We start from the raw sequence: 21,583 nt of genomic DNA, 5'->3' as shown, positions 1-21,583 counted from the left end.
CCAACTAAAGCTAGCCTGACGTCCTGTCAGGCTTTCGCTATTACTTTAAATAAAGAGTCTTCAACGCATTTCAGCAATTTCAATGGGGATCATTGTGCCCGAAGGTTCGTTTGCAACTTAAGCATTCGCTGTAATAACAATCGCACTGCTTTTGATCTTCTAATGTTCCATTTGAATTGAGGTAAGCAAGAAAATCTCGTGAGTCCAGACATGGCCTTTCTCGTACATCCATGTGCGTCAAGGCATTTAGTACATCCTGTACGTAAGATTCTGGCTAGCTTTCGAGGGGAAGGGACGCCCCATCGTAAGCGTTAGAGCTTCACTGAACCAAAGTTGTAGCTTGCTGAAGCGGGCTACAAAAGTAGGTTAGCGCTGGATGATTCTCCGTTGGAAATTTTGCTGTTTAAATTTCGCCGGAGCTGCGGGGTGTAGCTCTTAGTGAAAAGTAAGAGGGAGTCGCAGTTAACTCCCTTTTAGTCTGGTGTGGGCGAAGCGCCACGACGTTAATCCAAACGAAGTTTGGTAATAAAAAACATCATTTAAGTATGTTTACTTAAGCTGATATCGACAGGCCAAATCATCCATTTGTTTTTGTTCTTGTTTATTAATATGAGCTTGTCGTTGTTTGAGACGATCTTGATAGAACCAATTAATGCCTTGTTGGCGCCCTAACTGGCTACGCCAGATTTTATCCACTCTTTGATGTTCTTGTTCTAATAATATTTTTTGACGTGTGAGCTTCTTTTGTAGGGGCTGAATTGCGTTAATCATTTGCACGCTATTTTGCATTAATAGCGGGTTGGCGCATTGTTGTGGGTAAGCGTGATATTGGCTGACCATGCTTGATAGTTGTTGCTGCTGCTGGGCGATTTCAAGCAAACGCTGTTGGCTGGCATTCTTTTGCTGGCTGAGCTGATGCAGTTTCTTTTCTTCTTGTTGGCATAACTGTAAAAGCTGTTTCATTTTACGATCTCTACAATGCGCTTTGGTCGATGACGTACTGCTGCATCTGCCTTATTCAGTCGAAGGAGGTGCTTGGTAACCCAGACCTTCAACTAACTGCTGTAATTGGCTGATGCTATGTTGATGGTCTGCTTGACTATGGGTCGCTTGCTGTAAAAAAGCGGCCATTTGTGGGTACGCTTGTACTGCAATATCCAGCTCTTTATCTTGCCCTGGCTGATAACCACCTAAAGGCAATAATTCTTTCACCTGCTGATATTTACTATTTAAATGCCTAAAAACTTGTCCGTGAGACAAGCTGTCAGCGCTGGCAACTTGCGCTGCAAGTCGGCTTACCGAAGCGCCAATATCAATGGCAGGGTAATGGCCTTGTTCAGCCAGTTTTCTATCTAGCACTATGTGGCCGTCAAGGATGGCTCGAGCTGCATCGGCAATAGGATCTTGTTGATCATCACCTTCCGTTAATACGGTATAAAATGCAGTTAAGGTGCCTGTAGGGTGTTGGCCGTTTCCTGCCATTTCGACCAAGCTAGGAAGCTGGGCAAACGCTGACGGCGGATAACCTTTGGTTGCCGGTGGTTCACCTAAGCTTAAGGCAATTTCTCGCTGCGCTTGTGCATAGCGGGTTAAAGAGTCAACTAATAGCAGAACTCGTTTTCCTTGATCTCGGTAAGCGCAAGCAATGTGATGGCACAGTCGCATGGCACGCATACGCATCAATGGGGTGGTATCTGCTGGAGCGGCGATGACAACTGAACGTTGTCGACCTTCTTCGCCCAATGATTGCTCGATAAATTCACGCACTTCACGGCCACGTTCACCAATTAGCCCTACGATGACAATGTCAGCCTCAGTAAAGCGGGTCATCATGCCTAACAGCACACTTTTACCGACACCAGAGCCAGCAAATAACCCTAAGCGTTGACCACGGCCGACGGGCAATAAAGCATTGATAGCTCGGATCCCGACATCTAAAGGTTCGGTAATTGGCTTACGCTGTAGCGGGTTAGTGCTCATTTGCACCATAGGAATGGTTTGTATCTGGCTAAGAGGGCCAAGGTCATCAAGTGGCTTACCTAAGCCATTAAGTACACGGCCAAGTAAGCCTTTACCAACAGGTATTTGACAGCGCTCAGCAATAGGGATCACTCTTGCGCCAGGCATCAGTCCTGAGGTGTGTTCAATTGGCATTAAACAGACGGTGTCTTTGTAAAACCCGACAACCTCAGCTTCGACGACTCCACCATTGCGACACTCAATATGGCAGCGATCGCCTGTACCTAGTTGGCAGCCGACAGCCTCAAGCAGCAAGCCATTGACTCGAGTGAGCTTGCCATACACTTGTGCCACTGGCACAGACGGCCAGTCAATTATCTCGGCGCTTGTTTGAGCCGAACTACTGCTCACTGGCGCCTCGAGTTTCGTCTGTTGTATCTGTTGCTGCCTGATTGACACTTGTATCTGATGACAGTTGTTGCTCGATATCTGTGCGTTTTAAGTGATTCTCTACTTGATCTAAACAGGCATTGAGACGGGTTTCCATTGAGGCATCGGCATCGGATTTATCGCCCACAATACGACAACCGCCCGCACTGATAGTGTTGTCAGGGACTAAAGTCCAGTCTTGCACTTTATCAGCTGCGATGTCTTTCAATTGCGTGACAGCTGATGGCTCAAGATGAATTTTCACGTCAGTGGGAGCATCAGGAATCGCGGCTAGTGTTTCTTCAACTAAGGCAAGAATTTGTTGAGGCTGTAAGGTCAGTTCACATCGGATAACTTGAATTGATACTCGACGAACCAAATCTAAAATCAGCTCCTGTTGCTGCATCACCTGCTGAGTATGACCTTCTTCGAGCAAAGATTTCATTGCTGACAATGGCGTAATTAAGTTATTAAGTTGCTCATCAATAGCTTCTTTACCCTTTAATTGCCCTTCAATTCGTCCTTGATTAAATCCTGCGGCATAGCCAGATTGTTGGCCTTCTTTGTGGCCTGAAACTAAGCCAGCTTCATGACCTTTTACGACGCCTTCATCATAACCTTTATCAAAAGCTTGTTGGTAATCTTGCCATGATGGCTCTTCATGGTTTTGGGCAAGCTCGTCTGCATGTAATGGGCTAAATTGGTGACGGCGTACACGCTCGCCGCTGAGGCGAAAGCGTCTGTCAGAATGCGGTGACTTGTTCATGGCTTTACTCTTTTGATCAGTCAAAAATGGGCTCATTACTCAACAACCTGTTCTTCAAACAGCTGTAATTCTATTTGGCCTTCGTCCATCATTTGCTTAGCCAGTTCCATAATGTCTTTGCGGGCTGCTGTGGCTTGACTCAATGGTACTGTGCCTATGGCTTCAATTTGGGTTTCTATCGCTGAAGACATACGCTTTGGTAACGCTTGCAGTAAGGTTTTCTTAAGATCTGATTCAATACCTTTAAGCGCTAGCGCTAAGGTATCGGCAGGCACAAGCGCCATGATTTCTTGCAAGGTTTCCGCTTTTTGACGACCTAAAATAATAAAGTCGAACATGTTGTCTGCCACTTCACCCGCCAGTTTTTTATCGTGGAGCTTAATCATCTCCATCAATTGCTCTCGGTTACCTTCAAAGCGATTGAGAATGTCGGCAACTTGGCGAATACCAGATACTTGAGTATGACTCTTTTCCATTGCTATGAGCATGCATCGTTCTACGAGGTGGCGCAGTTCTTCAACGACACCGCGCTCAAGCTCTCCTAATTGAGCGATACGAACCAGTAATTCGTCTTGGCCTGCTTCTGGTAAACCTGATAATACTTGGGCTGCACTTTCAGGTGGCAATAAACCTAAAAGTACCGCTTGAAGTTGGCTATGTTCATTGGTGATTTCACGGGCAAGTAACTTAGGGTCGACCCACTCAAGACGTTTAACCAAGGTTTTGATTTCGTCACCATAGATGTTGTCTATCAAGCTTTTTGCTACACGATCCCCTAGGGCTAAATCGAGGGTTTTTTGCAGGTATGAGCGTGAGGCGCGGGCAATACCTGATTGCTCTTGGTAGCGCTTAAAAAAGCGTCCTATGACAAAGTCGGCTTCATTTTGAGTAATGCTCGATAGGCGAGCCATTTTATGGCTCAAATGCTGCACATCATTACGGTCTAAATGAGCCATCACTTGCGCTGCGCCTTTCTCGCCCATGCTCAATAGGATCATGGCAGCTTGGTCGAGATTATCTAAGTTAATATCAAGTTCATTCATCATTAGTCTTTTCCTATCTCGCTATGAGTGTTGTTTAGCATCTTTGTCGCTGATCCAGTGGGCAATGACTTCTGCTACACGAGCGGGCTCTTTTTCAGCGAGAACACTGAGGTGCTCCATTTTCACTTTTAGCGGAGAACTGGTTTCTGGTAGTCCAATATTCATTAGGTCATCATCAGCTTGAGGCTGACCGAGTCCCATTAGCTCATCTGCAAGAGACTGCGCATCACTATTGCTACTGCTACTGTCTAATTTCGCAGGGCTAGGCTCTTGATATTGATAATTATCCTGCTCTTCAACTTCCTTCATCGCACTTAAGTCAACGGTTTTAGTTAAGTGGCGAACTAACGGACGTAAGACAAAGAAAATCAGTCCAATACCGAGTAGTAACCCAATAAAGTAACGCAGGTATGACTCGTAACCTTCTGTTTGCCACCATGGCATAGGCTGGAATTCAGCTACTTTCACTGGCGCAAAATCAAAACTATTGATACTAAATTGATCGCCACGCGCAGCGGTAAAACCAATGGCGTCTTGGACCATGTTGCTCATTGATTCAAGTTGGGCTTCAGTCCAACCGTTTTCGCCTGCAGCTTGATTATTTAACAACACAGAAATTGACAGGTTCTCTAATTGCATTTGTTGGTAGCGGGTATGTTTAACCGAACGTCCTACATCAAAATTACGTTGAGTTTGCTGAGTGACATTGCGGCGTTGATTGGTTTCAGTACCTTCTGCAGCTGGAGGCTGGTTACTGAGCGCACCGGGTATTCCCATAGCCAAGTCACCATTGACTTCATTTGAGCTTTGCTGTTCGTTGCGCATAACAGATTGAGGGTCGAGTGACTCATTCGTTTCTTCGACTTGATTAAAATTAACTTGCGCAGCGACCTGAACTTGGAAATTTTCTTGCCCAAGGATTGGCATTAACATACTTGAAGCACGGTTGATGAGGCTTTGCTCTAGCTCGTGGGTGTACTTGAGCTGGCGATCTCGTGCTTGGGTAATGTCATTATTGAGGGTTAACGCTGAGCTTAAGTGATTACCTTGTTGGTCGACAACTTGTACTTGCTCTGCAGTCATTCCTGTGACACTGCCTGCAACCAGATTGACAATTGATTCAACCTGTTCTGATTGAATGTTGCTACCTGCATAAAGATCAAGCATGACCGATGCCGAAGGCAATTCAGGTTGCTGCCTAATAAATAGGGTTTTTTTAGGAATAGCTAAATGCACTCTGGCTGTACGAACGGCACGTAGCGCCATAATGGTACGAGAGAGTTCACCTTCAAGACTGTAGCGATATTTAGCTTGCTCCATAAATTGGCTAGTACCAATCCCTGAACTATCTAGTGACTCCATTCCCATCGGCATTTGTGCTTTCACGCCACGGGCTGCCAAAATCATTCGCGCTTTGCCGAGTCTGTCTTCAGGCACTAAAACTAACCCAGAATTAGTATCAAGACGATAGCTTATTCCTTCAGTTTCAAGGACTTCAATAATTTGCGCCGTTTCGACTTTTTCCTGGCTACCGTATAAAGGTCGGTAGCCTTGGCTTGCGGTCCATAACATAAGCACGATGACGCAGGCCACGACGATGGCGAAAACCGCAAGTACGGCAACTTGTTTATCGCCTTGATTGAAACTGGTCCATTTCTCTTTTATCGTCGCAAAAGGCGATTTTTTCTCTCCAACCTCGGTAACGGGTTGGCTAGTTTGAGTAAGAGTTGTAGGCATTGTGTCTAATTTCCTTGCACTAAGGCGGTTTAGGCTATTGAAACTTATCGTTAATGAACTGATTTATATCAATATTGATTAAATCGGCATTTTCATTACGTCATCGAACGCTTGTACCAAACGGTTTCGAATTTGAATCATAGTGGCGAATGACAAACTGGCTTTTTGTGAGGCCACCATGGCACCAACTAAATCATCACTTTCGCCACTATCGACAGCACGCATAAGTGCTGATGAGGTGTTTTGGTCGGTGTTAACTGCAGCAACCTTTTGCTCCATCAATTCAGTGAATGAAGGGTGTTGAGTGCCAAAGTCTCTCGGATTTGGACCGACTTTGATGGCGCCTTTGGCCATTTCTGAATGGACATTCATTTGGTCCATTAATGTTTGAACGTTGGTCATTGGTGCACTGACCATGGTTGCATTAGCCATTGGTTTTCCTATCTATTTGCTAGAGGGTAATTACGCTACTTTGCCAAGAGCAAGGTCTATGTCTATCCCTTGTTCGCGCATTTGAGCAAGCTTGTAACGCAATGCACGTGTTGTCATGCCAAGAGATTCTGCGGTGAGGTTTCGCTGACCATTGAAGCGTTTCAGTGTGTCTATGATGTATTGAAACTCTGCTTGTCGTTTAGAGTCTTTCAGGCCACTTTGTTGAGGCGCTAACTGAGCAGTTTGTTCTGCTTCTATGCCTAAGTCAGCGGTCTGAATAGCTTGACCACGGCGCATGATTAATGCGCGCTGAATTGTATTTTCAAGCTCTCTTACATTGCCACTCCAGTCATGGCCGAGCAGTACACTACGGGCCTGATCACTGAAGTAACAGACTTGTTCAGAGTTATTGTTGTGGTACATGTCTAAAAAGTGCTCTGCAATAGGCATGATGTCTTCACGACGTTGTCTTAGTGGGGTAATTTTTAGCGGTAATACATCTAAGCGGTAGAATAGATCTTGCCTAAACTCACCATTCTCAACAGCTTTGCGTAAGTCTTTATTTGTTGATGCAATCACGCGAATATCGAGTGGTATCGCTTTATGGCTGCCAATTCTTTCAACTTCGCGCTCTTGTAAAACTCGCAGTAATTTAGCTTGTAAGACGAGCGGCATTTCGCCGATTTCATCTAACAGTAAAGTGCCACCATTGGCTTGTTCAAACTTACCTGATTGATCGCTGACAGCTCCGGTAAAGGCGCCTTTGACATGGCCAAATAGAATTGACTCTAAAATACTTTCAGGAATAGCCGCACAGTTGATCGAAATTAATGGGGCTTGTGAACGATTGGAGTGACGATGAATATAACGGGCTAATGGCTCTTTACCTGTACCACTTTCACCAGTCAATAATACCGTAGCATTGGTGACTGCTGCACGTTGAGCAAGCATCAATAATTGACGACTAACAGCGGATGATGCAACGATGTCTGAATCAATTTTATCTAAAGTTTTTAGACGGGTTAACAGTGCAATAAGTTGTTGATTATCAATCGGCTGCAATAGGTAATCTTGCACTCCTGACTGCATTGCAATACTAGCCAATTCGGTTTGTTCTGGATCAAGTAAGGCAATCTGATTCTTACTCGGGTACATGGCTAAACGCTGTGCTACTTGTTCAGGTTCACAATCTGATAAATTCACCAGATTCAGCCAAGGCGATGGCTGTTGATTGCCCCATAACTGAAAGCCATTGCTTAGCAATAATGCGGCAGCGGTTTCACACAGTTGGCAATCGACCAACTGGATTGAGTATTGCTGACTCATCGACTGGCCTTCTGCGTTTTGAGAGCGGTAAGGTTGTTCGTTTTAACTAATCTCACCATAACGCGACGGTTCAGCTCACGTCCTTGGGCACTATTATTACTGGCAATGGGGGTTCTTGTGCCATGATGGCGCACTTGAATCATTGTATTGGGCACGCCAAGCTCAATTAATCTTGCTTGAACTTCAAAAGCGCGCTCCTTGCTTAATTGCAAGTTCACAAAGTGATCTCCTGATGCGTCAGCATGCCCATCGATAAGGACTTCTGTGACATTGTCATCAGCCGCAATATAGCGAGCAATTGCGATTAAATCCTGCTCGTACTCAGGAGATAGATGTGTCGAGTTGCTATTAAACTGCATATCCACTCTGCGTACATAGGAAAAAGGCTTAGGCAGCAGGTTTTGCTTACATAATCTAAATTCTCTTACGATGGCACGAGTAGAGACGGGTGAAGAATTCACCTTATATTTGATATTTTTACCTGGATCAATATTGACTTGCCACGTGAGCCCTTGCTCTAAGGCCTCTAAAAAAGCTGCGCTGTTTCGGCTCGTTTTAGCGGTATGACCTTGCCAGTTTAGTTCTGATTGTGCAAAAGGGGCGTTGTTCTGCTGCTGCCATGAAGAAGATTCAATTATTATTTCGCTGGCATGATCACGCAGGCTCAGCCAGTCAGCAGTTAAACTAATGAATAACTCGTCACCAGGCGTGGCGGTGAGCATAAAGTCTCCGAACCCATCCACTTGGTGGCTTATTTCACAGTGAAATATATTTCCACTGAACTCCCAAGAAGATTTTTCCATCTTGGTTTGATATTTATTCTCTATTACTCCTGCATACGATTTAAGCGGAAAAATAAATGCGATAATTGTAATCAGTATTATTTTTTTCAATTACTAACATCCTATTTTTATTTGTTATGTTTGTAACGTAATAAAGTTTTGCAGTATTAAACACTAAAAGAAAAATGATTAAAATGAATTTTTATAAAAAGTTTTAAATAGTGCAAGCTTTATTGTTTGTTCATATATATGTCATTGTCTTTCGTTATTTAAATGATGTAGTATCTTGCCGAAATACTGATTCCTCTAAGTTATATAGAAACTAGACACAGTTATCTGGTTTTTAAGTATCTGATTTTATTGAATTTAAAAATTAATTTTTGTTATTTTAAAATAAATTTAAAGTTTTTTACGATTATAGTCGCTTTGTAATAATATTTATTTTTTTGTTTTTATATTTGGTATTTATTTATTATTTAAGTGTTGTTGGTTATTTGTTTTGATTATCTGTTTCTGTGGTCGTTGTTATATGTACTACTAGCTGATTTATTATATTTGGTTGTCAAAATATATTTGTTTGCCAAAAAAATGTCGCCTGAATTGTTTGTATATTAATAAGGTGGTCGTTTTTAGTTCAGTTGCGTGTGGGTGATAATATAATTTTGATACATATTATTACGGTTATTAATTTATGGATATTTTATAGTTAAGTGAGTTTTAAATTAAAATGAAAACCACAGCTAAAGCAAGTTTGATTAAGAAGCAGCAGCTTCCAAAAGTGAGAGCCGTTGCGTTAGTTCAAGAGAAACTTGCACGCAGCCGACTAGTATTGCAACTAGAGCGTTGCCATAGAACGCTGCTCGACAATATAAATGACTTATTAGGGCCGATTATTGGCCAAGGTCATCACGCATTGTCAAAAGTATCGCTTTCAACCGATTTGAATACAGTAACACCTGACTTAAACCACGCGTGGTTTTTGATGAGTTACCGCCGAACTCCGCTGGCTTGGTGGCGAATTGATAAATGTACGTTAGATCAGTTAGCTAGCGGTTATTACGGTAGTTTCTCTAGCCCGTTACAGTCACCTTTACGGGCGCCTAGTTTGTCTGAGTTTCGTTTGGTGAAGCGTTTATTGCGTTCTGCGTTGGACGTTTTACCGATAACTGAACTCGATGACGACGGCTTAGATCTTGAATTGGTGGTGAATACCACGCCATTAGAGGTGCCTCTTGCTTGGACTCTGAGCTTTCCAGCAGAACATGTTGGCCCGCCAATGATGTTATGCATGACAGAATTTGCTTTGGGATTGATGGCTGAACAGCCAAGTGAATATCAAGCTGCTGAAAACCTCAATAGCCAATTAAGTCAGCGTTTAAGACAAATTCCGATAAAAGCCACGTTAGAAATTGGTCATCAATTAATGCCTGTGACGTCATTAGAAGGCTTGAAAGTCGGTGATATTTTACCGATGAGTTTGCATTCTCGTTGCCCAGTGACTATCGGTCGCAGACCCCTATTTTATGCCACTGTTCATAATGATGATGGACAAATGGTCGCCAAACTTACCCAGGAAGCGTTTCACCCAGAGGACTCTACCCATGCCTGAAAATATACTTTTACAAGATGATGAATTCTTACTTGATGATGATCTGTTATTAGAAGATACCCTAGCAGAGCCACAACCTGCTCCAAAGGCTAAAACCTTAAAAGAGATGTCATTTTTTCACCAGTTACCAGTGCAAGTGACATTGGAATTAGCGAGTACAGAAATGTCTTTAGGTGAGCTAACCCAAATGGGAGAAGGCGACGTTGTTGCATTGGATCGCATGGTAGGCGAACCATTGGATATTCGTGTTAATGGTGCTTTGTTAGGTCGTGGTGAAGTGGTTGAAGTGAATGGCCGATATGGTGTGAGATTGCTTGAAGTGGAAGCGATAAGCTTAACTGGAGCAAACGACTAATATGGTTCGTGTCATCCTGCTTCTGTTATGCCTATTAGCACCCAGTGCTTATGCTAATGATGGATTAACCTTATTCACTTTAGCGGACGGCGACCAGTCGCAAACCGTGAACGTCAAGTTAGAAATCTTAGCCATGATGACCTTGCTAAGTTTTTTACCTGCGATGTTGATGATGATGACAAGCTTTACTCGAATTATCATTGTGTTAGCAATTTTGAGGCAGGCGTTGGGCTTACAACAAAGTCCACCTAATAAAGTGTTAATTGGCATTGCTTTAGTCATGTCTATTTTTATTATGCGCCCCGTTGGTGATGTGATTTATGAAGATGCATTTTTACCCTATGACAAGGGTGAAATTGAATTAACAGAATTGATTGTGAGGGCAGAAGTGCCTTTACGACAATTTATGTTGGCGCAAACTCGTGAAACAGATTTAGAGCAAATGCTAAAAATTGCTAATGAGCCAGTGACATTAACCGCAGACGAAATCCCCTTCTTTGTTTTGATGCCTGCATTTGTATTGAGCGAGCTGAAAACAGCATTTCAAATTGGCTTCCTACTTTATATTCCCTTTCTAGTGATTGATTTAGTGGTTGCGAGCGTCTTGATGTCGATGGGGATGATGATGCTGTCGCCATTGATTATATCTCTACCATTTAAACTCATGGTGTTCGTGTTAGTGGATGGTTGGGCAATGACTGTGGGTACGTTAACAGGCAGCTTTGGCTAGCTAGGGTAGACGATGATACATCTAGCATGGATTTTAATGACCAGTACAAATCAGATGATTGAACAGCTGAAGCGGCCACCTGCGGGAGCAATAAGATGGATGTAAACGAGCTAACGTCATTTTTTGCTGAAGCGATATTTTTAGTGGTGATGATGGTGGGCGTATTGGTCGTGCCAGGCTTGATTGTGGGACTGATTGTCGCTGTGTTCCAAGCGGCGACCCAAGTGAATGAGCAAACATTAAGCTTTTTACCTCGCTTAGTGTTAACGCTGTTGATGGTGTTATTTGCAGGTGAGTGGTTGTTGATGAAAATCAGTGACTTGTTTGAGCGGCTATTTTTCAGTATTCCCCATGTGATTGGTTAGGCGAGTAGATGAACGCATTTAGCATGGCTGAGCCGCTGAATTTTGACTGGGTAGATAGCAACTGATGTTGTCGTTAACATCGGTACAAATCAGTGCTTTTATTGGCTCATTTTGGTGGCCATTTTGTCGGTTTATGGGGGCATTTATTGTGATGCCTTTTTTAAGCAGTAACTATATTCCGGTCAAAATACGACTGCTATTTGCCATGCTGTTGAGTGCTCTGGTGGCGCCAATTTTACCCCCAGTGCCTGCCGTTGACGCTATCTCACTAGGGGCTGCGTTATTGGCCGTTGAGCAATTGCTTGTTGGCTTTATGTTGGCATTATTCTTACTGATCATGATCAGTGTAATGACCAAGATGGGCGCGATGATGTCAATGCAAATGGGCTTGGCAATGGCCATTATGAACGACCCTGCTAACGGCAACTCTAATCCTATTCTTGGTCAATGGTTTTTACTGTATGGCACGTTATTATTTTTGGCGTTAGACGGTCACTTAGTTGCTATTGGCGTTATCGTTGATAGCTTTTATTTGTGGCCAATTGGCATGGGCATATTTGAGTTGCCTTTAATGGGACTGGTTGAGCGAGTCGGCTGGTTATTTGCGGCCGCATTTATGCTGGCTTTACCTGCGATTGTCGCTATGTTGATGGTTAATTTAACTTTTGGTGTGTTGAGTAAATCTGCGCCTTCATTAAACGTGTTTGCCTTAGGTTTTCCTATGTCGATGTTAATGGGGCTGCTGTGCGTATTCTTTTCGTTTAGCGGCCTTGCCAGTCGCTATAGTGACATTTGCCTCGATGCTTTATCTAGCATGCATCAGTTTATCGGGGGCTAGTGATGAGCAATAAAGATACCGGCCAAAGTAAAACTGAACAGGCAACACCACAAAAACTCAAAAAAGCCCGAGAGCAAGGGCAAGTTCCACGCTCTAAAGACTTAGCCGCATCAGCGCTGATCATTGGTTGCGCTGTCATGCTAACGAGCAGCGCCGAGTGGATAGGCAGTGAAATGGCCGAAATTACTCGCTTCAATATGAATCTTACTAAAGAGCAGTTAAATGAGCCCAAAATGCTAGAAATGCATATGGGGGCTGCGATTGTCGGAATTCTACATCTTCTTGGGCCGTTATTTATCTTAGTGGCCGCTATCGGCATGATTGCAGGCGCATTACCTGGTGGGCCGCTATTTAGTATTAAAAATGCCTTCTTCAAATATAGCCGTATTGATCCCATTGCTGGCTTAGGGCGAATGGTGTCAATTAAATCATTGGTGGAGTTGGTTAAATCGGTCTTAAAAATCACTTTGCTAGTCAGCATCATGCTGTATTTTTTGCAGAGTAACTTGCAAGGCATTATGGCAAGTAGTCAGCTGCCAGTAGATGAAGCCGTTAAATACAGCATTGATACGATATCAACTGGGATGTTTTATTTAGGCGTCGGTCTGCTGATTATCACATTTATCGATGTGCCATATCAGTATTGGCATCATCATAACGAGCTAAAAATGTCTCATCAAGAAGTGAAAGATGAGCATAAACAGCAAGACGGTAAGCCAGAAATTAAAGCTAAAATTCGCCAAATGCAGCAAAAAATTAGCCGCTCTCGTGCTGATGTTGCTGTGCCACAAGCCGATGTATTACTGGTTAACCCTACTCATTATTCAGTTGCACTTCGTTATGACGCTGATAAAGCAGATGCGCCTTATGTTATTGCTAAAGGAGTGGACGAACTGGCGCTTTATATGCGTGATGTAGCAAAACGTAATGCGGTTGAAATTATTGAAATCCCAGCACTGGCTCGTGCGATTTATTATTCCACTAAGATTGAACAACAAATTCCAGCGGCATTGTTTGTCGCTATTGCGCATGTGCTGAGTTACGTGTTGCAAATCAAAGCAGCAAGAACAGGCAGCCAAGAGAAGCCTGAACCATTGCCGCATTTTTATATTCCTCCCCATTTACGACATGATTAAAGGAACCATTAAACCATGAATTGGTTTGCACAAGTCTTTACTGGCAATCGAAGCTACATCGGTATTCCGATAATGTTATTAGCCGTTCTGGCGATGGTCATCTTGCCATTGCCACCTTGGCTGTTGGATATTTTATTTACGTTTAACATCGTACTTGCAGTAATGGTGTTGCTAGTCAGTGTATCCATACGTCGGCCTTTAGAGTTTTCGGTATTTCCGACGATATTGCTACTCGCCACCTTAATGCGATTAACTTTGAACGTTGCCTCAACTCGTGTGGTGTTAATCGAAGGCCACAATGGTGGAGACTCGGCAGGTAAAGTCATTCAAGCATTTGGTGAAGTGGTGATTGGCGGTAACTATGTCGTAGGCGCCGTGATCTTCTTAATTCTGATGATTATCAACTTTGTGGTGATTACCAAAGGTGGTGAAAGGATATCAGAGGTTTCAGCACGTTTTACTCTGGATGCGTTGCCTGGTAAGCAAATGGCAATTGATGCTGATTTAAATGCTGGGATTTTAAGTCAAGAACAAGCCCGTGTTCGACGTCAAGAAGTTGCTCGAGAAGCAGATTTCTATGGTTCGATGGATGGTGCGTCTAAATTTGTGCGTGGTGACGCTATTGCTGGCATCTTGATCCTGCTGATTAACATTATTGGTGGTATTGCCATTGGTGTGTTTATGCATGGTATGGGCGCAGCTGATGCATTTAAGACGTTTGCCTTACTGACCATTGGTGACGGTCTTGTTGCTCAAATCCCATCATTACTATTAGCTACCGCAGCGGCGATTATTGTAACCCGTGTTTCGGATGCTGAAGAAATGCCTGAGCAGTTGCAAAAGCAACTGCTTGCAAACCCAAAAACCTTAGCAACAGCAGCATTGGTAATGCTGATTTTAGGTTTAGTGCCAGGTATGCCTGGCATGGTATTTATTTCTTTCGCTGCTTTATTGGCTTTTGCTTCTTGGAAGCAAAGTCAGCATAAACCCGCCATTGTTGAAACCAAGCTTGAAGAGCGACTGGAAAGCAATACTACAGAACCATCGCCACCAAGTTGGGATGCATTACCTTATACCGATTTGATTGAAGTACGTTTGGGGTATCAGCTAGTGCATTTAGTTGAGCGGACTAAAGGCGCTGAGTTACAGAAACGCCTAACAGGGATCCGCCGCACCTTGTCCGAACAAGCGGGCTTTTTACTCGCAGAAGTGCGGGTGAGGGATAACTTATCGTTAGCGCCAAATGCTTATCAAATTAATATGATGGGTAACCCAACAGCGACAGCGGAGTTGCAAGCTGAAAAACTGATGGCGATTCAAAGTGGGCCGGTATTTGGTGATATTGATGGAATCATTACTAAAGAGCCAGCCTATAACATGGACGCGATTTGGATTGACCAAGACGCTAAAGCGAGAGCATTAAACTTAGGTTATTCGGTGGTGGACAATGCCACTGTGATAGCGACACACGTCAGTAAGCTGATCCGTGAAAACTTGCCTGACATGTTACAACACGATGATGTGTTGGCACTCAGTGATCGCTTGGCAAAGCAATCGCCCAAGTTAGCGGAAGCGCTTAACGGTGCGTTAAGTCCAATTGTGCAGTTAAAAGTGTATCGGTTATTACTGAAAGAGCAGGTGTCATTAAAAGATATCCGCACAATTGCAACCACACTACTTGATTGCAGTGAAAACAGTAAAGATCCAGTACTGTTAGCTGCAGATGTGCGTTGTGCTTTAAGAAATAACATAGTGCATAGTATTGCTGGCGCTGAACCCAAATTGAATGTACTGACATTAGCGCCAGAGCTTGAGCAAACCTTAATGAACGCCTTAACCCAATCGCAGCAGCAAGGTCAGGTCGCGCTGGATAGCTTCCCTGTTGATCCAACGTTACTGGCTCAGTTGCAACAAGGTATGCCGCAAATCTTAGCTGACGCTAAAGAGCAAGGACATAGTCCACTGCTGTTGGTTGCACCACAGCTTAGGCCGATACTGGCCCGCTATGCTTTAGCATTTGCAAGAGGCTTACATGTATTGTCGTACAATGAAATACCTGAGAGCCGAGAGCTTATGGTGGCAGGTCAGCTTGGTTAACACCTTTGTCTGAACCTTGTGTAATAAAAAGGCCGAAGCGTTTTGCGCTTTGGCCTTTTTTGAATGTTAATCTTGTGACAAACACCAATAAAGCTAATCGCTACGCAGTGATGAATAGCAGTGATAAATAAAAGCGGTGATGACGATAAAAGTGGTGCAGAGTATTAAAACCTGACTTGGTTACGACCTCTGTCTTTAGCTCGATACAGGGCTTTATCTGCCAGTTTCATGCTTTGCTCAAAGCTGTGTTCAGGTTTGTGCTCGGCACAGCCAATAGAGACGGTAACGTTGACGGTTTTCTTTTTTACAGGGGCTTTATTACGCTGTTTCTTTGAGCTGTTCTTTCTATTTTCATCTCTCAGCACAATGTCATAATCTTCAATACTTTGCCTCACATCATCAAGATGAGAGTAAACTTGTTCTATGTCTTTACGGGGAAATACAATCGTGAACTCTTCGCCGCCATAACGGAAGGTTTTGCCGCCACCAGTGACTTTGGATAATTTTACTGCCACCAATTTTAATACATCATCACCAACATCGTGCCCATAAGTGTCATTAAAGCTTTTGAAGTGATCGATATCGACCATAGCAACCGTGTACTTTCTGCCTAAAGCTAGGCTTAAATTAAACAAGGCTCGACGTGACGGTAGTCCCGTGAGTTCATCCCGATAAGCTAGAAAGTAAGAGTCGAACAGGACTGTGATTAAAAAGCTAATCGCAATACAGCTAAATAGTACAGATAACGGCAGGTTAGTCGGCACCAAAAAGTAGCCCAGCCATAGCAGTAAACAAATACCAAGGCTGGTTTGTGCTAAGTTGCTTTTCCAACTGAGCTTACACAGTAAGATGATTGCCAGTGGATAAATAGGGAGCAGATACAAGGGGGACTGCTCGATTGTTAACCCAATACTTTGCTGAAATTGACCAATCGTTGCCGAGTATTGGCCAGTGAGATACACCCAGCAATAGGCGATTAAACCACAAAGAACAATGCCACCGATACGATAAAAACTGTGCACACTGATGACGCCGCGATCTTTAATAAAACAAAATAGCGTGATCACCAAGGTGCCAAAAAGCGGTAAAAATTGATGAATGACAGGCGATAAAAACAGACGGTTACTTTGTAATGCGTAAAAGGTGAGTAACATCAAACCTATATAAAACAGTCGACTACGGTTAAATTGTAAACAAATTAATGAAGATGCCGCCAATAACCAATAAGGTGCAAAATGTAGGGTATCTTGCCAATCAATCCAATGAGTTTGAAAGTGTTCTAATAAGCCTAATGATAGAAAAGTGATAATAATCGGCAGTATAAAAAAGCGCATGGTATGCATTAGGCTGCTCATTGAATCCACCATAGTAAACTAATAAAAGTAAGCATTAAAAAGTTAGCAATTAATATAAGACGTTACGGGTTAAATGTATGTAGCGAGTAGACTTCCATATTGGTGCAGCTAGCGATGCTGTTGCCATTTATACCTGTTACCATTTTAGGCTTCTTACCGTTTAGACATGGTGCGTTTATATAAAAACTGCTACTAACAGAGCGACCTTGAATGCGGCAAACTGAAATATAAATCAAATCGGTTTAAGTTAACATCTTCTTACCCGATAACTGTGGACTAGGCGAAAGGGCGGGCTAGGCTCAATAAAAATGGCGTCGAAGGTAGAGGTCTTCAAGCGCCATTTTATGCTTCATGATATCAATGGTGGCAGTTAGCCTTTTTCCATTGCCTCAATAAACTTATTTGATTCAGCAATTGATTTATTCATTTCTGAAATCAAGCTAGAAATGTCAGATTGTAAGCTATTAAACTCGCCTTTAATTGCGCCAATGGCTTGGGCATTAAGGTTATGCTTTAAGTACAGCATGTTATCTTTCATCGCGGTTAAAATCGGAGGCATTTTGGCTTCTGCACGGCGCATGCCTTTGACTAATGAATTATACGAACGCTCAGTTTCGTTTAACTTATTAGTGCTATTACGACGAAGGCTTGCTTTACTGATTTCTTGAATTTCAGCTTCCCACTCTTCGAATAAGGCTTCGGCCACATCTTCAACTTTATCAATGCGGCTACCAACTTCATCGGCTGCTGATTGAGCTGATTCATATTCATCTTTAGCTTTGTTATAGGCGTCTTCTAAATCGCCGCCATCGAAAGCGAGTAGTGCTTGCATCTCTTCGAGAGCTGAACTGAATTGTTCTTGTGCTTCTTCTTGAGACTCTTTTGCTTCTTGAACGCGATCCACCATGATGTCACGCTTGTGATAGCCAACTTTTTCCATTGCACCGTAATAGGCGCTTTGGCAGCCACTTAGTAACAAGCTTGCGCTAAGGAAGGCAAGTGATATCCATTTCTTCATCTTATGCTCTCTTAAATGTTGTCGTTAAATTAATCTGCTTTAAACATGGCAGCATCAATGATGCTCCAAAGATGAAACACCGCTCCAATAATGGCGGGAATAATAAGTACCCAGAAGAAATAACACACTGCAGTGATCACGAAGAATAAAATTGCAGCAATGATACGGCCTTGAACGAGTTGCCCTAAGCCTGGGAAGAAAACACTGGCAATGGCGGCGATGACATTGCCAGCTGAACCTTGTTGAGACATTAAAAAACTCCCTTGGAGTGTAACTATCGTGTTATAACATTGTACGAAGTTAACTCGGTAATTGAAAATAAATAATCAGAGAAAATTGTGACAAATAAGATAGATGTAGCGTATTTAAAAAATATTAATCTCAGTATTTGGAAATTTATCGTCCATGTAAAGCGACGTGTGGTTGAAGATCAAATTAACGTTAAAGCAGGTCATTTAACTTATGTCACCTTATTGTCGTTAGTTCCAATGGTTGCTGTGACCATGTCGATGCTGTCTGCTTTTCCTGTATTTCAGGGGATCCGCGGCAAGATTGAAAGTTTTATTTATGACAATTTTTTACCTGCAGCGGGTGACACAGTACAAATCTATATCAATGAATTTGTTGAAAATGCTTCGAAAGGCACGTTTGTCGGTGTCATTGCGTTAGTGGTCGTAGCGTTAATGTTGATTTCTGCCATTGATAAAGCATTAAACAATATTTGGCGTACCACAGAGACCCGCTCTTATGTGGTGTCTTTTTCGATGTATTGGATGGTACTGACCTTAGGTCCAGTGTTAATTGGGGCAAGTTTAGTGGCAACCTCATATGTCGTGTCACTTAAAGTATTTGAAATGGCAGAAATTTCAGGGCTGATGACTTGGCTGGTTGAGCGTTTACCAATGTTGTTTTCTGTAGCATCAATCTTACTTTTATATATGGTTGTTCCTAATAGAAAAGTTCGATTTTTACATGCGCTACTTGGGGCTATCGTTGCGGCAATGCTGTTTGAAGCAGGTAAGAAAGGATTCGCGTTTTATGTGACTCAGTTTCCGAGTTATGAGGCCATTTATGGGGCTTTGGCGACGATTCCTATCTTATTCGTTTGGGTCTATGTGTCTTGGATGATCGTGTTACTTGGCGCTGAAATTACCGCTGCAATGCCAGAATATTTACAAAGAGACATGTTGGCTGACAGCACTTCGGAAAATAGTGAGGTGCAAGCCAGTGATGACAGCAATGGTATCGCTGCAAGTGAGCAAGAAAAGAGTAATCAAGCAGCGTCTACTTTTAACACTCAGGCATCTAATAAAACGTGATTGCTAAGAGTCTAATAAAGCGTATATCAGCAAAATATTAAGTAATTTTGTTGGGCTTCTGTCATTATCATGGGCAAGTGGCCTGACTTTTTCGCTCCCATTTGGGGTAATTATAAATGTCATTCAATAGCAGAAGTCACAATGAAAGCCTACTGCTATGGCAGTAGTGCAGTCTGTATTCTATAAGGAAAGCAAATGAAAAAATTGATTTTAGCGGCATGTGTATTAGGTTTATCGGCTTGTGCAACAACAGATAATAACACTTCAGAAAGTGTTGTATCTGCTGCCCCTGCCAGCATTGACATGACAGGAATGACGGACCAACAAGCTGCTGATGCGCTTTATAACGCATTGATTAAGTCTAGTTATTTAGCGACTAAACTCAGCCCTACCAGTGTGGCTGTGCAATTTGGCGATAATCAATTTGTATTGCAACCAAGTATGAGTGAAAAGGGAATAGATCGCATTTTAACGAACCGTTTATTTGCCGTTCACCCGCAATTACACGGCAGTAAAGAACTGTTGGTTTTGATTGGTTCATTAAACCAAAAGCTTAATTTTGCAAAGTTTGTTGTTCGTGAAAATGGCGGTGTGATTCAGGTTCAAGGTGCTGCGACATTTGTTGATTCTATTCAAGTTGAAGAATTACGTCGCTTTATGTTGTGGACCGATGAAGGTTTAAAGCAAGTGGGTAAATCTTTACCTAAAGGTTCTGAGCACTTGATCAAACCTATTCCTGTGATTAAGCCTGACACGGGCGCATAATCTTGTAGAATATCGGCTTTCTCGGGTCGATTAATAGGAAGTAACTTTGATTGGGTTAATTCAACGGGTGGCACATGCCAGTGTCACCGTTCATCGTGATGATGATAAGCATGTCACAGGTAGCATTAATAAAGGTTTATTAGTGCTGCTTGGTGTTGAAAAAGATGATGACTTGGAAAAAATGCGTAAGTTGGCTAAAAAAGTGATGGCTTACCGTGTTTTTGGTGATGAAAATGGCAAGATGAACCTCAACCTGCAACAGGTAGGTGGCGAACTGTTAGTCGTGTCTCAATTCACCTTAGCAGCAGATACTGGCCGCGGGTTACGTCCTAGCTTTTCTTCTGCTGCAACCCCTGAACAAGCTAATGAGTTGTATGAAGCTTTTGTTGCCTATTGCCAAGAGCAAGGCGTGGTGACGCAAACGGGTGAGTTTGGTGCAGATATGAAAGTTGAATTGCTCAACGATGGTCCAGTTACCTTTAATCTTCAGGTATAACGGAAAGGCATCATGAATACTGGCTCATCCAGGATAGCGGTTTTACTTAATGAGTTAACGCAGACGTGGCATCAAACCATTCCTGTGAGTCAGTTTATGCAAGTTACTCCGCTCAGTTTTGACAATCAATGCTTTACTGTTACAGCGCCACTTTCTCCCAATATTAACCTTCATCAAACTATGTTTGCTGGCAGTATTTATACCTTAATGACCCTAACGGGGTGGGGAATGTTGTGGTTACAACAACGCTTGGCTGGAGTAGAAGGTAATATTGTTTTAGCCGATGCAAACATTCGATATTTGGCTCCTGTAACCGAAGCGCCAATAGTGACAGTGATTTGGCCAGAATCACTGACTGATAAATCAGCTTCTTCTGAGACGGGGTTACCCGATATGAGTGTCTTCGAAGCAATTAATAATGGTAAAAAAGCGAAGGTTAAGCTTGAGGTGCAATTACATTGCGCAGGTAAGCTCTGCGCTACGTTTAGTGGCTTATATTTTAGTTACTAATTCTTAGAGAATCGTTAGGTATTATTCAAGGACACAACCACGTCGTATAGGCCTAGTTGAGGGTACCCTTCACTAGATTACTGACTTAAAGATTCGCAGCACAGTAAGTCCTTCATTGCTCCACCATTTACTGCACAATTGAACCCTTTAGACTCGAATATATCGCAACCCTTTTGCGCTCTTATCCCGGCGCCACAATATACGACAAATTGCTGCCCTACATGATGGGCATCAAGCCAAACCGGTAATTCAGTTAACGGCACGTTTATGGCTTGTGGTAAATGGCCACTCGCAAATTCATCAGGGTTTCGTACATCAATTAGCATTGCACCATGCTTAATTAACTCCCAACAGATTGCAGTGGCTTGTGCCCCTGTCAGCTTGGTATTTACCGAAATCGAAGTTGTGCTTGCCGTGACCATTAGAACCTCACTTTGATTTGTATTAGATTTTGTTCAATAAGATTATTCTAATACATTGTAAAGATCAAGGTTGTTAATAACAAGAGCATGAAGT

The 21,583-nt window shown here is 42.8% G+C and carries 23 protein-coding genes; 11 read left to right on the top strand and 12 right to left on the bottom strand.

Annotated elements, in window-relative coordinates; all coding sequences use genetic code 11:
* Positions 1-549: 549 nt before the first annotated feature.
* The 8 genes from AN944_RS14230 to AN944_RS14195 form a co-directional block, all read right to left on the bottom strand.
* Positions 550-963 carry a flagellar FliJ family protein gene (locus AN944_RS14230; RefSeq protein ID WP_055025293.1) on the bottom strand — a complete coding sequence of 138 codons (414 nt, stop codon included), beginning with the start codon at positions 961-963 and terminating at the stop codon, positions 550-552.
* Positions 964-1,014: 51 nt separating this feature from the next.
* The gene (gene fliI, locus AN944_RS14225; protein ID WP_200913377.1) at positions 1,015-2,370 is read right to left on the bottom strand and encodes a flagellar protein export ATPase FliI; all 1,356 of its coding nucleotides are present in this window, start codon (positions 2,368-2,370) and stop codon (positions 1,015-1,017) included.
* Entirely contained in the window at positions 2,360-3,154 is a 795-nt protein-coding gene (fliH, locus tag AN944_RS14220) for a flagellar assembly protein FliH (protein WP_055025304.1), read from the bottom strand. Before fliH ends, fliI begins: the two co-directional genes overlap by 11 nt.
* 35 nt (positions 3,155-3,189) lie before the next feature.
* Positions 3,190-4,200, bottom strand: coding sequence for a flagellar motor switch protein FliG (locus tag AN944_RS14215; RefSeq protein ID WP_055025292.1), 1,011 nt, complete (start codon positions 4,198-4,200; stop codon positions 3,190-3,192).
* Positions 4,201-4,218: 18 nt separating this feature from the next.
* Positions 4,219-5,934 carry a flagellar basal-body MS-ring/collar protein FliF gene (gene fliF, locus AN944_RS14210; protein WP_055025291.1) on the bottom strand — a complete coding sequence of 572 codons (1,716 nt, stop codon included), beginning with the start codon at positions 5,932-5,934 and terminating at the stop codon, positions 4,219-4,221.
* 78 nt (positions 5,935-6,012) lie between these two features.
* Entirely contained in the window at positions 6,013-6,366 is a 354-nt protein-coding gene (gene fliE / locus AN944_RS14205; RefSeq protein WP_055025290.1) for a flagellar hook-basal body complex protein FliE, read from the bottom strand.
* Between the two features lie 30 nt (positions 6,367-6,396).
* Entirely contained in the window at positions 6,397-7,692 is a 1,296-nt protein-coding gene (locus AN944_RS14200) for a sigma-54-dependent Fis family transcriptional regulator (RefSeq protein ID WP_082420021.1), read from the bottom strand.
* Positions 7,689-8,585: an OmpA family protein gene (locus AN944_RS14195; protein ID WP_144430198.1), complete on the bottom strand. Its 897-nt coding sequence runs from the start codon at positions 8,583-8,585 to the stop codon at positions 7,689-7,691. The genes AN944_RS14200 and AN944_RS14195 overlap by 4 nt, the downstream gene beginning before the upstream one ends.
* 616 nt (positions 8,586-9,201) lie before the next feature.
* Between AN944_RS14195 and AN944_RS14190 the strand changes: the two genes are divergently transcribed.
* From AN944_RS14190 to flhA, 7 genes are all read left to right on the top strand, one after another.
* Complete coding sequence (locus AN944_RS14190) at positions 9,202-10,083, top strand: flagellar motor switch protein FliM (RefSeq protein WP_055025288.1); 882 nt, start codon at positions 9,202-9,204, stop codon at positions 10,081-10,083.
* Positions 10,076-10,438 (top strand): flagellar motor switch protein FliN, encoded by a 363-nt coding sequence (gene fliN / locus AN944_RS14185; protein ID WP_055025287.1) that lies wholly within the window; start codon positions 10,076-10,078, stop codon positions 10,436-10,438. Before AN944_RS14190 ends, fliN begins: the two co-directional genes overlap by 8 nt.
* A 1-nt stretch (position 10,439) precedes the next feature.
* Complete coding sequence (gene fliP, locus AN944_RS14180) at positions 10,440-11,168, top strand: flagellar type III secretion system pore protein FliP (protein WP_055025286.1); 729 nt, start codon at positions 10,440-10,442, stop codon at positions 11,166-11,168.
* A gap of 95 nt (positions 11,169-11,263) precedes the next feature.
* Entirely contained in the window at positions 11,264-11,533 is a 270-nt protein-coding gene (locus AN944_RS14175; RefSeq protein WP_055025285.1) for a flagellar biosynthetic protein FliQ, read from the top strand.
* Between the two features lie 64 nt (positions 11,534-11,597).
* Positions 11,598-12,371, top strand: a complete 774-nt coding sequence (gene fliR / locus AN944_RS14170; protein ID WP_055025284.1) for a flagellar biosynthetic protein FliR — start codon at positions 11,598-11,600, stop codon at positions 12,369-12,371.
* 2 nt (positions 12,372-12,373) lie between these two features.
* Positions 12,374-13,507, top strand: a complete 1,134-nt coding sequence (gene flhB, locus AN944_RS14165) for a flagellar biosynthesis protein FlhB (RefSeq protein ID WP_055025283.1) — start codon at positions 12,374-12,376, stop codon at positions 13,505-13,507.
* 15 nt (positions 13,508-13,522) lie between these two features.
* The gene (gene flhA, locus AN944_RS14160; RefSeq protein ID WP_055025282.1) at positions 13,523-15,604 is read left to right on the top strand and encodes a flagellar biosynthesis protein FlhA; all 2,082 of its coding nucleotides are present in this window, start codon (positions 13,523-13,525) and stop codon (positions 15,602-15,604) included.
* 164 nt (positions 15,605-15,768) lie between these two features.
* Here flhA and AN944_RS14155 read toward each other — a convergent pair whose 3' ends face one another.
* From AN944_RS14155 to AN944_RS14145, 3 genes are all read right to left on the bottom strand, one after another.
* Complete coding sequence (locus AN944_RS14155; RefSeq protein ID WP_055025281.1) at positions 15,769-16,959, bottom strand: GGDEF domain-containing protein; 1,191 nt, start codon at positions 16,957-16,959, stop codon at positions 15,769-15,771.
* A 370-nt stretch (positions 16,960-17,329) separates the two neighbouring features.
* A complete protein-coding gene (locus AN944_RS14150; protein ID WP_055025280.1) occupies positions 17,330-17,977 on the bottom strand; it encodes a DUF2959 domain-containing protein in 648 nt (215 codons plus the stop codon).
* A gap of 29 nt (positions 17,978-18,006) precedes the next feature.
* Positions 18,007-18,228 (bottom strand): hypothetical protein, encoded by a 222-nt coding sequence (locus AN944_RS14145; RefSeq protein WP_055025279.1) that lies wholly within the window; start codon positions 18,226-18,228, stop codon positions 18,007-18,009.
* Positions 18,229-18,315: 87 nt separating this feature from the next.
* Here AN944_RS14145 and AN944_RS14140 point away from each other — a divergent pair, with 87 nt between their 5' ends.
* From AN944_RS14140 to AN944_RS14125, 4 genes are all read left to right on the top strand, one after another.
* Positions 18,316-19,296: a virulence factor BrkB family protein gene (locus tag AN944_RS14140; RefSeq protein WP_055025278.1), complete on the top strand. Its 981-nt coding sequence runs from the start codon at positions 18,316-18,318 to the stop codon at positions 19,294-19,296.
* Positions 19,297-19,491: 195 nt separating this feature from the next.
* The gene (locus AN944_RS14135; RefSeq protein ID WP_055025277.1) at positions 19,492-20,061 is read left to right on the top strand and encodes a hypothetical protein; all 570 of its coding nucleotides are present in this window, start codon (positions 19,492-19,494) and stop codon (positions 20,059-20,061) included.
* Between the two features lie 46 nt (positions 20,062-20,107).
* Positions 20,108-20,557: a D-aminoacyl-tRNA deacylase gene (gene dtd / locus AN944_RS14130; protein WP_055025276.1), complete on the top strand. Its 450-nt coding sequence runs from the start codon at positions 20,108-20,110 to the stop codon at positions 20,555-20,557.
* Between the two features lie 12 nt (positions 20,558-20,569).
* On the top strand, positions 20,570-21,067 hold the full coding sequence (locus AN944_RS14125) for a thioesterase domain-containing protein (protein ID WP_055025275.1): 498 nt from the start codon (positions 20,570-20,572) through the stop codon (positions 21,065-21,067).
* Positions 21,068-21,144: 77 nt separating this feature from the next.
* On the opposite strand, the gene AN944_RS14120 is transcribed toward AN944_RS14125, so the two are convergent.
* Positions 21,145-21,489, bottom strand: a complete 345-nt coding sequence (locus AN944_RS14120; RefSeq protein ID WP_055025274.1) for a rhodanese-like domain-containing protein — start codon at positions 21,487-21,489, stop codon at positions 21,145-21,147.
* Positions 21,490-21,583 lie beyond the last annotated feature (94 nt).

This window comes from Shewanella sp. P1-14-1 (assembly GCF_001401775.1).
Classification (GTDB): Bacteria; Pseudomonadota; Gammaproteobacteria; order Enterobacterales; family Shewanellaceae; genus Shewanella; species Shewanella japonica.
The sequence above is the reverse complement of the archived record's forward strand: the minus strand, read 5'-3'. Positions and strand labels throughout refer to the sequence as shown.

Excerpts from the sequence above, each read along its gene's own strand:
- AN944_RS14200 (WP_082420021.1), bottom strand. The coding sequence starts at position 7,692 with ATGAGTCAGCAATACTCAATCCAGTTGGTCGATTGCCAACTGTGTGAA.
- fliE (WP_055025290.1), bottom strand. The coding sequence starts at position 6,366 with ATGGCTAATGCAACCATGGTCAGTGCACCAATGACCAACGTTCAAACA.
- AN944_RS14175 (WP_055025285.1), top strand. The coding sequence starts at position 11,264 with ATGGATGTAAACGAGCTAACGTCATTTTTTGCTGAAGCGATATTTTTA.
- AN944_RS14155 (WP_055025281.1), bottom strand. The coding sequence starts at position 16,959 with ATGAGCAGCCTAATGCATACCATGCGCTTTTTTATACTGCCGATTATT.
- fliR (WP_055025284.1), top strand. The coding sequence starts at position 11,598 with ATGTTGTCGTTAACATCGGTACAAATCAGTGCTTTTATTGGCTCATTT.
- AN944_RS14125 (WP_055025275.1), top strand. The coding sequence starts at position 20,570 with ATGAATACTGGCTCATCCAGGATAGCGGTTTTACTTAATGAGTTAACG.
- fliF (WP_055025291.1), bottom strand. The coding sequence starts at position 5,934 with ATGCCTACAACTCTTACTCAAACTAGCCAACCCGTTACCGAGGTTGGA.
- AN944_RS14190 (WP_055025288.1), top strand. The coding sequence starts at position 9,202 with ATGAAAACCACAGCTAAAGCAAGTTTGATTAAGAAGCAGCAGCTTCCA.
- flhA (WP_055025282.1), top strand. The coding sequence starts at position 13,523 with ATGAATTGGTTTGCACAAGTCTTTACTGGCAATCGAAGCTACATCGGT.
- flhB (WP_055025283.1), top strand. The coding sequence starts at position 12,374 with ATGAGCAATAAAGATACCGGCCAAAGTAAAACTGAACAGGCAACACCA.
- AN944_RS14135 (WP_055025277.1), top strand. The coding sequence starts at position 19,492 with ATGAAAAAATTGATTTTAGCGGCATGTGTATTAGGTTTATCGGCTTGT.
- AN944_RS14145 (WP_055025279.1), bottom strand. The coding sequence starts at position 18,228 with ATGTCTCAACAAGGTTCAGCTGGCAATGTCATCGCCGCCATTGCCAGT.
- fliN (WP_055025287.1), top strand. The coding sequence starts at position 10,076 with ATGCCTGAAAATATACTTTTACAAGATGATGAATTCTTACTTGATGAT.
- AN944_RS14230 (WP_055025293.1), bottom strand. The coding sequence starts at position 963 with ATGAAACAGCTTTTACAGTTATGCCAACAAGAAGAAAAGAAACTGCAT.
- AN944_RS14120 (WP_055025274.1), bottom strand. The coding sequence starts at position 21,489 with ATGGTCACGGCAAGCACAACTTCGATTTCGGTAAATACCAAGCTGACA.
- fliP (WP_055025286.1), top strand. The coding sequence starts at position 10,440 with ATGGTTCGTGTCATCCTGCTTCTGTTATGCCTATTAGCACCCAGTGCT.
- AN944_RS14150 (WP_055025280.1), bottom strand. The coding sequence starts at position 17,977 with ATGAAGAAATGGATATCACTTGCCTTCCTTAGCGCAAGCTTGTTACTA.
- AN944_RS14215 (WP_055025292.1), bottom strand. The coding sequence starts at position 4,200 with ATGATGAATGAACTTGATATTAACTTAGATAATCTCGACCAAGCTGCC.
- fliH (WP_055025304.1), bottom strand. The coding sequence starts at position 3,154 with ATGAACAAGTCACCGCATTCTGACAGACGCTTTCGCCTCAGCGGCGAG.